At 30.4% G+C, this 15041-nt stretch carries 9 protein-coding genes and 1 riboswitch; of the genes, 1 reads left to right on the top strand and 8 read right to left on the bottom strand.

The annotated features are described in order from the left end of the window. Position 1: 1 nt before the first annotated feature. From ribH to glmS, 6 genes are all read right to left on the bottom strand, one after another. A complete protein-coding gene (gene ribH / locus QK892_RS00235; protein WP_317271506.1) occupies positions 2-463 on the bottom strand; it encodes a 6,7-dimethyl-8-ribityllumazine synthase in 462 nt (153 codons plus the stop codon). A 41-nt stretch (positions 464-504) separates the two neighbouring features. Next, positions 505-1707: a bifunctional 3,4-dihydroxy-2-butanone-4-phosphate synthase/GTP cyclohydrolase II gene (locus tag QK892_RS00230; protein WP_317271505.1), complete on the bottom strand. Its 1203-nt coding sequence runs from the start codon at positions 1705-1707 to the stop codon at positions 505-507. A 16-nt stretch (positions 1708-1723) separates the two neighbouring features. After that, positions 1724-2380 (bottom strand): riboflavin synthase, encoded by a 657-nt coding sequence (locus tag QK892_RS00225; RefSeq protein ID WP_317271504.1) that lies wholly within the window; start codon positions 2378-2380, stop codon positions 1724-1726. Position 2381: 1 nt separating this feature from the next. Beyond that, positions 2382-3476 carry a bifunctional diaminohydroxyphosphoribosylaminopyrimidine deaminase/5-amino-6-(5-phosphoribosylamino)uracil reductase RibD gene (gene ribD / locus QK892_RS00220; protein WP_317271503.1) on the bottom strand — a complete coding sequence of 365 codons (1095 nt, stop codon included), beginning with the start codon at positions 3474-3476 and terminating at the stop codon, positions 2382-2384. 275 nt (positions 3477-3751) lie between these two features. After that, a riboswitch (FMN riboswitch) is annotated at positions 3752-3866 on the bottom strand. A 204-nt stretch (positions 3867-4070) separates the two neighbouring features. Beyond that, positions 4071-4241 carry a hypothetical protein gene (locus QK892_RS00215; RefSeq protein ID WP_317271502.1) on the bottom strand — a complete coding sequence of 57 codons (171 nt, stop codon included), beginning with the start codon at positions 4239-4241 and terminating at the stop codon, positions 4071-4073. 24 nt (positions 4242-4265) lie between these two features. Further along, entirely contained in the window at positions 4266-6092 is a 1827-nt protein-coding gene (glmS, locus tag QK892_RS00210; protein ID WP_317271501.1) for a glutamine--fructose-6-phosphate transaminase (isomerizing), read from the bottom strand. A gap of 868 nt (positions 6093-6960) precedes the next feature. On the opposite strand from glmS, the gene QK892_RS00205 reads away from it, so the two are divergent. After that, positions 6961-14226 (top strand): hypothetical protein, encoded by a 7266-nt coding sequence (locus QK892_RS00205; protein ID WP_317271500.1) that lies wholly within the window; start codon positions 6961-6963, stop codon positions 14224-14226. Positions 14227-14270: 44 nt separating this feature from the next. Here the strand turns inward: QK892_RS00205 and QK892_RS00200 are convergent, their stop codons facing one another. Together QK892_RS00200 and QK892_RS00195 are read right to left on the bottom strand one after the other, a co-directional pair. Continuing rightward, positions 14271-14690: a DUF4489 domain-containing protein gene (locus tag QK892_RS00200; protein WP_317271499.1), complete on the bottom strand. Its 420-nt coding sequence runs from the start codon at positions 14688-14690 to the stop codon at positions 14271-14273. 63 nt (positions 14691-14753) lie between these two features. Beyond that, the gene (locus QK892_RS00195; RefSeq protein ID WP_317271498.1) at positions 14754-15005 is read right to left on the bottom strand and encodes a GIY-YIG nuclease family protein; all 252 of its coding nucleotides are present in this window, start codon (positions 15003-15005) and stop codon (positions 14754-14756) included. Positions 15006-15041 lie beyond the last annotated feature (36 nt).

Below are 15041 nucleotides of genomic sequence, written 5' to 3'. Positions count from 1 at the left end.
ATTAAAAATTCTTTAAAAGATTTGACATCTCTATTGCTGTTACCGCTGCATCATATCCTTTATTCCCAGCCTTAGTTCCAGCTCTTTCAATAGCTTGTTCGATTGTATCAGTTGTTAACACTCCAAAGATTACTGGCTTTTCAGTTTGTAATGAGACTGATGCAATTCCTTTTGAAGCTTCGGCACATACATAATCAAAATGAGGAGTTGATCCCTTTATTACTGCTCCTAAGCAGATTATAGCATCATACTTTTCATTTTTAGCCATTTTTTTTGCTACTAAAGGAAGTTCAAATGCTCCTGGTACCCATGCTACTTCTATATCGTCTTCGTCTATTCCATGTCTCTTTAATCCATCTAATGCTCCCCCTAATAACTTTGAAACTATGAATTCATTAAATCTCCCTACAACTATTCCTATCTTTAGACCTTCTGCTACTAAATTTCCTTCTATAATTTTCATTTCTTTTTCCTCCTAATATTTTATTATTTATTTTAATTTTATTAAATTAACATATGATTTAATTTTTCTTTTTTAGTTTTTAAATAAAATTCATTTTTCTCATTATGATTCATCTGAATTGGAACTCTCTCTACAACTTCTATCCCATACTCTAATAAGCCATCTATTTTTTTAGGATTATTTGTCATAAGTTTTATCCTTTTAACACCTAAATCTTTTAAAATTCCTGCTGCTACATCATAACTTCTAAGGTCCGCTGGAAATCCAAGCATAACATTGGCTTGTACTGTATCATGACCTTGATCTTGAAGGGCATAGGCTTTCATCTTATTTATAAGTCCTATTCCTCTACCTTCTTGTCTCATATAAAGTAATATTCCTGACTCTGCTTCAGAAATTTTCTTCATGGCTGCATCATATTGTTCCCCGCAATCACATCTTTTTGAGCCTAATGCATCTCCAGTTAAACATTCAGAGTGAACTCTTGCTAAGATTGGTGTCTCTTCATTTATTTCTCCCTTAACCAGTGCAATATGATGCTCTCCATTTAATTTATTTATAAAGCCAAACATCTTAAAATCCCCATATCTAGTTGGCATTTTTATTTCAACGACTCTTTCAACTAAAGTTTTCTTTGCTTCTTCTTTCCTTCTATACTCAACTAAATCTGCTATGGTGATAATCTTCAAATTATTAGTTTTTGCAAATTCTATAAGTTCTGGTGTTCTCGCCATAGTGCCATCTTCACTCATAATTTCACATATAACTCCTGCTGGCTTTAATCCTGCAAGCTTAGCTATATCTACAGCAGCTTCAGTATGACCTATTCTCTCTAATACTCCTCCACATCTAGCTATTAATGGAAATACATGTCCTGGTCTTCTAAAGTCTTCTGGCTTACTATCCTCTAAAACCTTCTTAATAGTTAAAGCTCTTTCAGAAGCTGATATTCCTGTTGTTGTATCAATATGATCAATAGATACCGTAAAAGCAGTTTCATGATTATCAGTATTATTAATAACCATTGGATTAATATCTAATTCTTTCATTCTTTTTTCTTCTATAGGCATACATATAAGACCTCTACCGTACTTAGCCATAAAGTTTATAGCTTCTCCAGTAACCATATCTGCTGCCATCAATAAATCCCCTTCATTTTCTCTATCAGGATCATCGATTACAACTATTATTTTTCCTTCCCTTATATCTTCTATAGCTTCTTGAATTGTGTTAAACTTAAACATTTTCTCTCCTCCAATTTTATAAAAATCCATTTTCTCTAAGAAAAGTTTCTCCTATAGATTCTTTCTTCTCTACGCTATTTTTACTTTCTAAGCCTAAAAGTTTTTCAACATATTTACCTATAACATCACACTCAACATTTACTGTCTCTCCAGGCTTTTTATTTAATAAAATAGTCTCCTTACTTGTATGAGGTATTATAGATACTTTAAATATTTCATTATCAATATAAGCAACTGTTAGGCTTATTCCATCTATTGCAATAGATCCTTTTTCAACTACATATTTTAAGATATCCGATGATGCTTTTATGCTTACCCATGTTGCATTATCATCCTTAACTAAGGAAATAATTTCTCCTATTCCATCTATATGTCCACTTACTATATGACCTCCAAGTCTAGTTTTCAATGTTAAAGCCCTTTCTAAATTCACCCTACTACCTATTGAAAGCTGACCAATATTACTTCTTTTAAGAGTTTCTGACATAACATCCACTTCGAATATATTTCCACTTATATTTGTTACAGTAAGACAAACTCCATTTGTACATATACTATCTCCTAATATTGTTTCATCTAAGACCCTATTAGCCTTTATTACAATCTTTGAAGATTTTTCCCCATTTTTAATCCCTTGAATTACTCCAATTTCTTCAATAATTCCTGTAAACATTCTACTCTTCATCTCCCATCAGATAAGCTTCTATTAGTAAATCTTCTCCAATATATCTAACTGTCATATTTTCTAACTTTATTGCATCACTTATTTTTTTAATTCCGCTTCCCCCTACTGGTGTTTTAGAATTTTTTCCACCTATAATCTTAGGTGATATATAAACTTGTATTTTATCAACTATATTTTCTTCTAATGCAGAAAAATTTAATGTTGAACCCCCTTCTAAAAAAACGCTATCTATATTTAATTCTCCTAACTGAATCATTAAACTTTGTAAATCTACTCTTTCATTTTTAGATTTAATTATTAGTACTTTTACTCCTAATTTTTCTAGAGATAATATCTTTTTTTTATCAGCAAATTCTGTTGTAGCAATAATTGTCTGTGATAAATTATCTATAATAACTTTAGCCTCCATAGGAATTCTAAGCTTACTATCTACAATTATTCTTATTGGATTTCTTCCACCTTCTAATCTACAAGTTAATTCAGGATTATCTTTAATTACTGTGTCCACACCTACCATAATAGATGCTAATTTATTTCTTGATTTATGAACCTCTTCTCTTGCATTCTCACCTGTAATCCACTTAGATTCTCCATCTTCTGTAGCTATTTTCCCATCTAAAGTCATAGCTGTTTTTAAAACTACAAAAGGCTTTTTAGACACAATATATTTCATAAATACCTCATTAAGTTTTTTACACTCTTCTTCTAAAACACCTGTTACAACTTCTATCCCAGCTTCTTCAAGTGCTTTAATTCCTCTTCCCTTAACTATTGGATTTGGATCTAATGTTCCAATAACAACTTTAGATATCTTATTTTTAATTATTTTATCTACGCAAGGTGGTGTTTTCCCATGATGTGAACATGGCTCTAAAGTCACATAAATAGTCCCTCCTTCGGGATTAACCAATGTATTTTCAAAAGCATTTACTTCTGCATGATCACCCCCATACTGTTTGTGATATCCTTGACCTATCACTCTACCATCTTTAACAACAACTGCACCAACCATTGGATTGGGGTTAACCTTTCCAGCACCTTTTTTAGCCATTTCTATCGCTAATTTCATGTACTCTTCATTCAATATCATCATCTCTCAATCATAAAATTTAAATTTAATAAATCTCAATTTTAAATAACCCTTAATTTTTGAATAAAATAAAGCCCCGAGTTAAAACTCAGGGCTTGCACTTTAAATAATATCACTACAAATACACCTATTACTTCCATAATTCATTTATGATATAGCAATAAATATAGTTATACAATTTTATTTAGCGAATCTAAAAAAGCTCTGAAATATATAATATTTCAGAGCATAACAAACAATCTAATATACCTGTCCTTAGATTCCTATAATTTTATCTTCTTTCATCCAGACTTTACTGTCGGCCTCGGAGTTTCACCGAATCATGCCATAAGGCTCGCGGGCTTTACCGCCGGTAGGGAATTTCACCCTGCCCTGAAGATTTATTAAATTTTATCTTTCAATTTTATATCTTTGATAATTATTTGTCAATACATTTTAGTTATAATTATTTTTTTATTTATTCTAATGATCTCACTTCACTACATTAATTAATTTGGTTAAAATCTTAATTATTCTTTTTTTATATAAATCTTCCTTATTACAAAGAAACACACTCTTACATAATAATGTAGGAGTGTGTAAAATCTCTTAATTAATGATTTCCTTTGATAACTTTTCTAAATCAGCTATAATAACTTTTACTAAGTCTAGCTTTCCCTTAGCATAGTCTTTTTCGTTTAGCCAACCTATTCCAAGTTCTAATGCTTTTTCTGTTTCTTTATATTCATTTAATAATATTTTTATTGATTCTTCTCTCATATTCTTATTCTCCTTTATTATATCTTATTCAACAGTAACTGATTTTGCTAAGTTACGTGGCTTATCTACATCACAGCCCTTTTGTTTTGCTACGTAATAAGCTATTAATTGAAGTGGTACTACTGATAAAATTGGAGTTAATAACTCATGAGTTCTTGGAATATAAATTACTTCATGACAAACTCCACTAACTTCATTATCTCCTTCAATAGCTATTGCTAAAACCTTAGCTCCTCTTGTAATAACTTCTCTAATATTACTTACCATTTTATCCTTTAGCTTTTCATCTGTTAATAATGCTATAATTGGAGTTCCTTCTTCAACTAAAGCAATTGTCCCATGCTTAAGTTCTCCACCTGCATAAGCATCTGAATGAATATAAGATATTTCTTTAAGCTTTAAAGAGCCTTCTAATGCTACTGCATAGTCTAATCCTCTTCCTAAGAAGAATAAATCCTTAGTCATATAATGTTTTGAAGCATATTTTTGTAATTCATCTTTTTTGTCTAATATTGCCTTTACTTTTTCAGGTAATACCAATAATTCTCCCTTTAGAGCTTCTGCTAAATTGTTATCTATAGTTCCCTTTAACTCTCCAAAGTAAATACCTAAAATATAAAATGCTACTAACATAGTTTCATAAGCCTTTGTTGATGCAACTGCTATTTCTGGACCTGCCCAAGTATAAATAACATGATCTGCTTCTCTTGAAACTGAGCTTCCTACAACATTTGTAATAGCAAGAACCTTTGTACCTACTTTCTTAGCATCTCTTAATACAGCTAAAGTATCTGCTGTTTCACCAGATTGGCTAACTACTATTACTAATGATTTATCTGTTATAAGTGGATCTCTATATCTAAATTCTGATGCTATATCTACCTCTACTGGTATCTTAGCTAATTTCTCTATTATACTTTTTCCAACTAACCCTGCATGATAAGCTGTACCACAAGCTACTATAAATACTCTATCAAAAGACTCTAATTCTTCTTTTGTAAGATTTATATCATCTAATTGAACTGGAGCATTCTTTAAGATTCTAGATGTTAAAGTATCTTTTATAGCCTTTGGTTGCTCATGAACTTCTTTTAACATGAAGTCTTCATAGCCACCTTTTTCAGCAGCATCTATATCCCAAGTAACATGGAAAATTTCCTTATTTACTTCTTCACCATCTTCTGTTTTAATTTCTACTCCGTCTTTAGTTAAGATTACAAATTCTTTATCTTCCAATAAGTAAACTTCTCTAGTATGGCTAATAACTGCTGGTATATCAGAAGCTATAAAGTATTCACCTTCTCCTACACCAACTATTAATGGACTATCTTTTCTAACTGCTACTATTTTATCTGGTTCATTCTTACAGATAACTCCAATAGCATAGCTACCCTCCATTTTAGAAGTAGCTTTAGTAACAGCTTCAAATAAATCACCTTTATAATAGTAATCTACTAAATTAGGAATTACCTCTGTATCTGTTTCTGAATAAAACTCATATCCTTTTTTGCCTAACCATTCTTTAAGCTTTATATAATTTTCTATTATTCCATTATGAACAACACTAATTGTTGCATTTTCATTTGTATGAGGGTGTGAGTTAATATCTGATGGCTCCCCATGAGTAGCCCATCTAGTGTGTCCTATACCTATAGTTCCATTCAAAGTACTCTGGTTTAAGCTATCTTCTAAATTTTTCAAACGTCCTTTATATTTTCTAACTTTTATTTCTCCATCTTCTAATACAGCTACTCCTGCTGAGTCATATCCTCTGTATTCTAACTTAGATAATCCCTCAACTAAAATTGGAGATGCTTCTTTATTTCCTACGAATCCAACTATTCCGCACATATTCTTTTCTTCCTTCCACTGTCTTTATTTTTTGATTTTAAATTAAAGAACTGTCACTATGCTTATAAATTAAAAATGTAGAATTATTAATGTAATTCGAAACGAATTACTAAAAATATATATATTTTAGAAACTCCTCGAGGAGTTTCTTCTTTAATTTTACATTTTTCATTATTAATTTTACATTGTGCGACAGCACTTTGAAGGTTTTAACACCTGGCTAATATTGTGCTGTAAATCACTTTACAGTTTTGTTAGCCGTTAACGGTAGTGTGCAATACCGTGGGGCACCCGCCGAAGTATCGATACTCCCCAACCTCGTCCACTCAAAGGAGCTGTAGCAACAGCTCCTTAATTAAAAATGTAGAATGTAAAATGTAGAATTATTGATGTAATTCGAAACGAATTACTAAAAATATATCTATTTTAGAAACTCCTAATGGAGTTTCTTCATTAATTTTACATTTTTCATTATTCATTTTACATTGTGCGATAGCACATTTGAGTTCTGGCGCTTTTTATTCTTCTTCTATCCTCCCTTCTTTTATTTATCTGGATTTAATTTATGGTATATCTTATGCACAACAAATTAAAATCTACACTTATTTTAGCATATTTTTCGTTAAAATCAATGATTTTAAGTTAAATTTAATTATTTATTACTATTTAGTCAATTTATTTCTATATTACTCAACTTTTCTCTTGTTTACTCCTGTTAATAACTATACATGTAGATGTCTAGACATTTAAATAATGTATTATTTTAAATTTTTTTAATTATAAAATTATTTTTTATATTTATGACTATAAATTCACAATTGATATATAGGAGAATAAATTATTATATAAAAAAATAGGAAGTGATTTTATGGCAATAACTGCTTCTGATTTTAATGTAAGTTTATCTCCTAACCCAATAAAGTCTGTTATAGGCATGAATGATGGTAACTTTAGATTATTATTTTCTAATACTAGCTTGACAAGTATGGGGTATAATCTCACTGTTAAAATTACAATTCCTAATGGAGTATCTTATGTTACTTCAGATATACCTGCAACTTCAATTACAGAAAATCCTGATGGAACCATTACCCTTGTTTGGTTAAGTATAAAAGACTTAGCTCCAAATGAACTTAACTATCCTTTAAATATTACTTTAAAAGCTGATGAAACATTTAGAAACACTGATTTACTAGTACCATTTGATATTCCTTTAAACTTCGTAGATATTGAAGCAACACTTGATACTTTACCTCGTGGAGATATTGATATTGGTAATGTTAAGGTAACTAAAAATCTAAGCTCATCTTTTATACCATTAAGATATTCATTAACAAAATCTGCACCATCAAAAATGCCTAAGGGTGCTGGCCTTTTATCACCTGAAATTTCTCCTTTATGGCCTTATACCTATACTTTAACTTTAGAAAACAATAGTCGTGAACCATCCACAATTACCTTAATAGATACCCTTCCAAACGGTGTACGGTATCTAAATAATTTATCAGTAATTGGTCCTGATGATTTAGTACTTTCTTCTCCAACTATAATTTATCCTTCTTCAGTATTAGGAGGAAATGATTTTACTACTATCGATTGGGGAGAACTTACTTTATCTACTGATAGCGTTAATATCATTACTTTTAATGCTGCCATATGGGATAACTATACAGATAATGGCATTGAGAATAGTGGTGCTAGAATAACTCACCTTACCCCACTTACTAATATAGCTACATTAGATGGTATATCTGGACCTATTCAAGATTTTAATACAACAGAAGCAATGGATTTAACTATAGATAAGTTTGTCACTCCTTCTTCAACTGATGTTGGACAAATTAATAATTTCACATTAGTTTATAAGGTTAACCAATATGACTCTCTTAATAATGTTGTAATAATTGATACTTTAAGTGATGGTCAAACATATAATGTTGGCTCTTCATCTGTAGCACCAGTAGATCCTAATCCACCAAGGAATCCAAATGGTACAACAACTTTAACTTGGGATTTAGGTTCATTAAATACTGGATATTCAAATAGTATTACTTTTTCTTCTACAACTGATTCAAATTATTATTTAGGTGGTCCTGTAAGTGCCTTTGATGATATAAGTAATTCAAGTAATATTGATGGGGTAAATAGTTCTACTTTTACTACTGCACCTGATAATTCTAGCACTAAGCAAATAATAAACTTACCTAGTATAACAAAGAATTTAATAAATTATTATTACAAAGATGGATCTGTAAAACCATTTGATGTTGCCGCTCCTGGAGATTTAGTTGAATTTGAAATTATCTATAGTTCAGAGGGGCTTGCTTCAACTGAGTTAGGTGTAAAAATTGATGAATTTGCTCCAATAAATATGGGACCGTTAACTACTTCATTACCTATATCCTATTCTGGTTCCTTAGGCTCTTCTTTTCCTTTAATAACTGTATCTCCTAATGGATTACGTTGGCCACTTGGTGATATTCCTGGGAATAATTTATGGATAGCAACCTTCTCTATTCCTGTAGCTAATATTGATTTTGTTGGGAAATATAATAATCTAGCAAAATTAGTTGGAACAAATAGTAATGGAATAGAATATAGTCGTGCATCACAAGTAGAAGTTAATTTTGGCCAGCCTAATATATCTTTAAATAAATCAGTAACTGGACCTAATATATCTGCTATTAAAGCTGGTGAGGTGTACACTTATTCAATCACTATTTCGAATCCTCAAAATTTAGATGGAAATGTAACAGATGCATTTCAAATGGATTTAACTGATGTGATTCCTAATGACCTTTTATATAATGGAAGCTATTCAATAACAGGTAGTGGTTCTTATACAACACCTACTTTTGTAGGACAAAATGTTTCAATGACTATTTTAAAGCTTGCTCCTGGTGAAAGTTTAACTTTAAGCTACACTGTTAGAGTGTCAAATTCTGTTGTAAGTGGAAAAAGCTATATAAATACTGCTACACTTCAAAGACCTTACTCACAACCAGATAGGAGCTATCAATTTCCTGGGGAGCCGCTTACTTCATCTACTACATTAAAAGCTTTAGGTATTACTATTAAGAAACTTATTTCTCCAACAGCTACTAAAATAGGTGATATTGTAACTTATATATTACAAGTAACAGTTCCACTTGGAACTAATGCTTATAACGTAAGTGTTAGTGATACTTTTCCAGCCACTAATCAAAGTTTTATAGTCAATAGTGCAACAAAGGATGGAGTTGCCATAACTCCAACTGTTAATAATAATATTGTAACATTTCTTACTATCTCCTATGTAAATGCAACATCTAGTGCAGTTAATATAGTTTATTCTTTTGATGTTAGAGTAATAAATGGAACTCACATTTCACCTTTTATTGAGAATCAAATAGATACTGCTCGTGTTGCTTGGGACCTTGATAATATTGGTACACCAGCTACCCCATTTACTACTTCAGCTACATTACAAGTAAAAACACCTAATCTTACTGGTAGGAAGGAACAACGTAATATTACTACTAATCCTCAACCATTTACTACATCAAACTTAACTTATTTAATTGGAGATATTATTCAATATAGAATAACAATTACTAATAATGGTGCTGAAACAGCTTATAATTCAGTTATAACTGATACAATTCAAAATTTTTTAGCCTATAATCCTGGTACTATAGCAACAACTAATGGTACTGCAACTATATCAGGGAATATTATAACTTGGAATATACCTACTTTAGCTACAGGTGCTAGTGCCACACTTACCTATTATGTTACAACATTAGCTGGCATAGGATCTGGTGGTATAATTTCAAATTTTGCTAATTTTTCATATAATACTAATAATAATGGTTTTGGTATAACTTATGGACCTAGTAACACTAATACCGTAAGACTCACCTCACCTAATGTAACTATTTCTAAAACAGCTTCTATATCTCAAGGAGAAATTGGTGACGATATAGATTATATAATAACCTTTAATATTCCTTACGGAACCATTGCATATACTCCACTTTTGACAGATACACTACCAATAGGACAAACTTTTATAGGTCCTGATGCTACAAGACAAGAAGATAGCGCTCCAGCAACTACAATTACTCCTACTATTTCTGGTCAAACTATAAGCTTTCCTCAAGAAGCTGATATAGATGCTTCTTTAGCTGCTAAAGTAATAACTTATAAATTTAAAGCTAGAATAACTTCTGCCATTCATACATCTCCTTTTACTGAAAATCAAATAAATACTTCTAATATTAATTGGGGAAGTACATCTGTAGGTAATAGAATTAATAGATCTGCTACATCAACTATTGTAGCTAGAACTCCAAATATAACTATAAGAAAAGAACAAAGAAATGTAACTAATTCAGGTGCCTATACAACATCTGCTATATCAGCTATACCTAGTGATGTAATTTATTATAAATTCACAATAACATCTAATGGAGCTTCACCTGCATATGATATTAATTTAATTGACTTACTTGATAATAGACTTGATTTTGTTAGTACAATAACTCCTCAAAGTACTGGAAATATTACTGTAATAGGAAATTCTATAAACTGGACTATTCCACAATTAAATAATGGTGACAGTGCAACCTATGAATTTCAAGTTTCAATAAAGCCTGGAATAAGTTCAGGAGATACTATCCCTAATATTGCTAATTCCACCTATAATTCTAATGATGTTAATCCAATACAATATAGTACTACTTCAAATACTACAAATATAAATATTCCTTTGATTAGTTTAGATAAAACAGTAGATACATCTATTGCTACAATTGGTAGTATATTAAATTATACATTGACAGTATCAATTCCTAGTGGGGTTTCTGTTACAAACTTAAATTTTACTGATGTTATTCCATCTGGACAGTCTTATATACCTTCTAGTTTTAGTGGTACCCCAATTCCTACTGGAACATTAACTGTGGCATCTAACCAATTAATCTATGTTGATTCTGAACCTTCAAGACTTGGTCCATTAACTCTTATATATACTTTTAGTACTACTGTAATAAATGGAAATTTATCATCCCCTTATACACAAGTTAAGCGTAATATAGCTAACTTTTCATGGACGGTAACTTCTTCTGGTAATACTAAATTAGTGTCTGATTATGCAGATGTAACTATTAATGTCCCTCGGATATCAATATTAAAAGAACAAAGACTTCTCCCCTTTGGAACATTTACTACTAATACTTTATCCGGTGTACAATCATTAGACGAAATAGAATATAGACTAACTGTAAGAAATATAGGTACTTCAGATGCTTACAATACAGTTACAACTGATATTTTAAATAATTCATTAAATTTTATAGAATTTACAGGTGCTACTGCAGGAACACCTATATATGCTCCAAATACTATTACTTGGACAATAAATTCTCCTATTTCTCCTGGTGGTTCCGAAATCTTAACATTTAAATTCTATGTTAATCCAGGACCAGCTCCTGAAACAACAGTAGTTAATCAAGCTTCTTCTATTTATAAGAGTTTACCTACAAATACAACTAACTTAGGTCCTTCTTTATCAAACAAAGTTGCATTTGTTTATGCGCCTATTGCTGTTGATAAAATTGTTGAAAAAAATTCCCTTTTTATTGGTGATACTGTAAATTATACTGTTAAAATTACAGTTCCTACTGGTGAGACTGCTTATAATATTAAATTTACAGATATATTGCCACCTGAACAATCCTATAATGCTAATAGCTTAAGACTTGATGGTTCTCCTATTGTTCCAGAGTCTATATCACCTTTAATAGCACCTACAGTACCAATTGTAGTCTCTATTCCTGATGCTGTAACTTTAACCTATACTTTTAGTGCAACCATTAATTCAATTTCTAATCCCCCTCAAGACCAACAGATAAATACAGCTTCTGCAAGTTGGACGCTAACAGAAAGTAGTACTATTCCTATTGATACTATTACTGATACTACTACTGTTTATGTTACCACCAATAACATTGAAATTGAAAAACTTCAAAGCAACAATATATCTGGTCCTTTTGTGTCAACTCCAATTGATACAAAGGTAGGAGATACAATTTATTACAAGCTACAAATTACAAATCCAAACACTTATTCACTTTATAATATTATAAGTGTAGATACTTTAAATCCCCTTTTACAAATACTTTCTTATTCTGTTGATTCTGGTGCTATAGATATAAATGCTAATAGTTTAATTTGGGCAATAGATATTATGAACACAGGTGTTTATACAGCTACAATTACAGCAGAAATTTTACCTGGTGGAAATGTATATGATACTATTCCTAACTTATTTACTACTACCTTTGCTGTATCAACGGATACACAAGATATTATTTATGGTCCACTATCTTCAAATACAGTTACTGCTAACTTACCTGCTCTTGAATTTGATAAAACTGCTATAAAAACAGAAGTTGAATTAGGAGAAATAATAACTTATATATTATCTGTAACTATTCCTAAGGGATTAAAAGCTTATGATGTTAAAGTTTCAGATACATTAAACTTAAAACAAATATATATAGGAAATGCCTCTGTTGATGGAGTTATAGTTGAAGATACTCAAGCGGGTCAAGTTATAACTTTCCCTACCGAATCCTACCTTACTCCTAACCTAGAGGATTATGTTGTAGAATTTAAATTTGATGCAAGAGTTGTAGAGGGAAATGAAATTCCTCCATTTACAGAAACTCAAACTGATAATGCTAAAGTAGAGTATGCTATAAACCAAGCAGGCGATCCCGCTCCAACCTTGACAGATACCTTAGATATAGTAGTAAATTCCCCCAATTTAGAAGTTATTAAATCTCAACTAAATATAACACAAGAAGGTATATTCGATGTTACACCTATACCAGTAAATACATTTGATACAGTGAGATTTAAATTTGAAATAACTAATACTGGTGCTTCTCCTGCTTATTCAATTGTATTAAATGATATTTTAAATCCTTTTGATATATTTTTAAATATAGTTGATACTTCACACGGTCTTGCAATATATGACAATACAACAAACTCTATAATTTGGACTATTGATTACCTTGGTATTAACGAAGTTTGTGAACTAACATTTGATGTTATATGTGCACCTGGAGTATCATCTGGAGATTCTACTTCCAATATAGCTTCATATAGCTATAATAGTAATCTTGTGACACCTATTGAATTTGGACCAATAGATACAAATGAAGTGATAAAATTTTATCCAAATATATCAGTTGAAAAAACACCTAATAAAACTAACTTTAGAGTTGGAGAGACTGTAACTTATAATGTATATTTTAAAGTTCCATTAGGGACAATTGCATATAATATTCAACTTTCTGATACACTTCATGTAGGACAACAGTATAATGATAATCTAACATTAAATGACACTCCTATATCCGGTGAAATAGTTAATGGGCAACAAATAACCTTACCACTCATACCATTTTTAGATGCTTCTGATGGAGAAATAATATATCACTATACTTTTGAAGCTTTAATTACTAGTGCTAACACTTCTGATCCTACATTTATAGAGGTACAGGATAATACTGTTACTGCAAATTGGGATATATCTCCTGATGTTCCAGCTACTCCAGTAGTTACATCTACTGATATAAATGTTACCGATAGTTCTATTGAAATAAGTAAACTTCAAAGAAATGTGTCTAAAGGAGAGAACTTTACTGCTGATCCTATAACTGGATTTAATGGGCAAACAATTGAATATAGTATATCTATAACTAACAATGGACCTAATACAGTCTATAATGTTATAGTAAATGATTTATTATCTAACTTATTTTCATTTATATCAATTATATCTCATGACAATGGTTCTATTGCTCATTTAGGTGGTGCCACAAACGGAACTATTTCTTGGACATTTACTGAGTTAGCACCTGGAGAAACTGGAAACGCTATATTCTCAGTAAAGCTTATAGGACAGCCATCAACACCTATTGATAATTTTACTTCAGGAATTTTCACAACTGTTGCTGCTTCAATTGATTTTTTCCAAGCTGACAATTCAAATATTGTTATATTAACCCCTTATTCACCTTCTATAACAATTACAACTTGTTCTATAGCTACTGTCTATAAAGATTCTACTTGTAAATAATAAAAAATCATTTACAGACAGCTTCTTTGTTTTTTCTTAAAGCCCTAAATTATAACTTCAAGTAGATAAACACATTTTTTTGAGCCACAAAATCCATCATCATATACAGTTAAATTTAATAAATCAATACTTTTACTTAGGGTGTTATTGCTATAGAATAAATTTGTATTTACAGGAATCTTATAATTAACACCCTCACAAATTTTATAAACGTGAAAATTCATATTAGAAATTATTATTCCACTTTCTTTAAAAACATTAATAACATAATCTATTCTTACTTTATAATCTGAACATGAAGATGTGTTAATATTTATAGCATCAATAATACAGGATTTTTTTTCTTCATTTTGTGATATAGGTAAATTAATAATACTAGTTTTACAATTTCCTCCAACACAATAAATATTATTATTTTTATCATAATTGCAATACTTATTAATAGCCTCTACATTATCTGTCATAAATAGCCCCCATTATCTTTAGTATTATATTTCCTTATTACAATATATGTATTAATAAGTTTTTTACTCAATAATATTAAACTTTATTAAATCTAATTTTTCTTGCCTTGATAATTTCTTTATTGCATATTCTCTTTTCATAGCATCCTTCTTATCTTCAAATTCCTCAAAATATACTATTTCCACTGGCAACCTCACTCTTGTATATTTAGCTCCTCTTCCACTATTATGTGATTTAAGTCTTTTTTCTAAGGAGGTTGTCCATCCTGTATATAAAGTATCGTCGCTACATTTCAATATATAAACATAATTCATTTTTATCACCTAGTCTAATTTTTATTTATAATCCTA

It is taken from the genome of Clostridium lamae (assembly GCF_033043255.1).
Taxonomy (GTDB): domain Bacteria; phylum Bacillota; class Clostridia; order Clostridiales; family Clostridiaceae; genus Clostridium; species Clostridium lamae.
The sequence above is the reverse complement of the archived record's forward strand: the minus strand, read 5'-3'. Positions and strand labels throughout refer to the sequence as shown.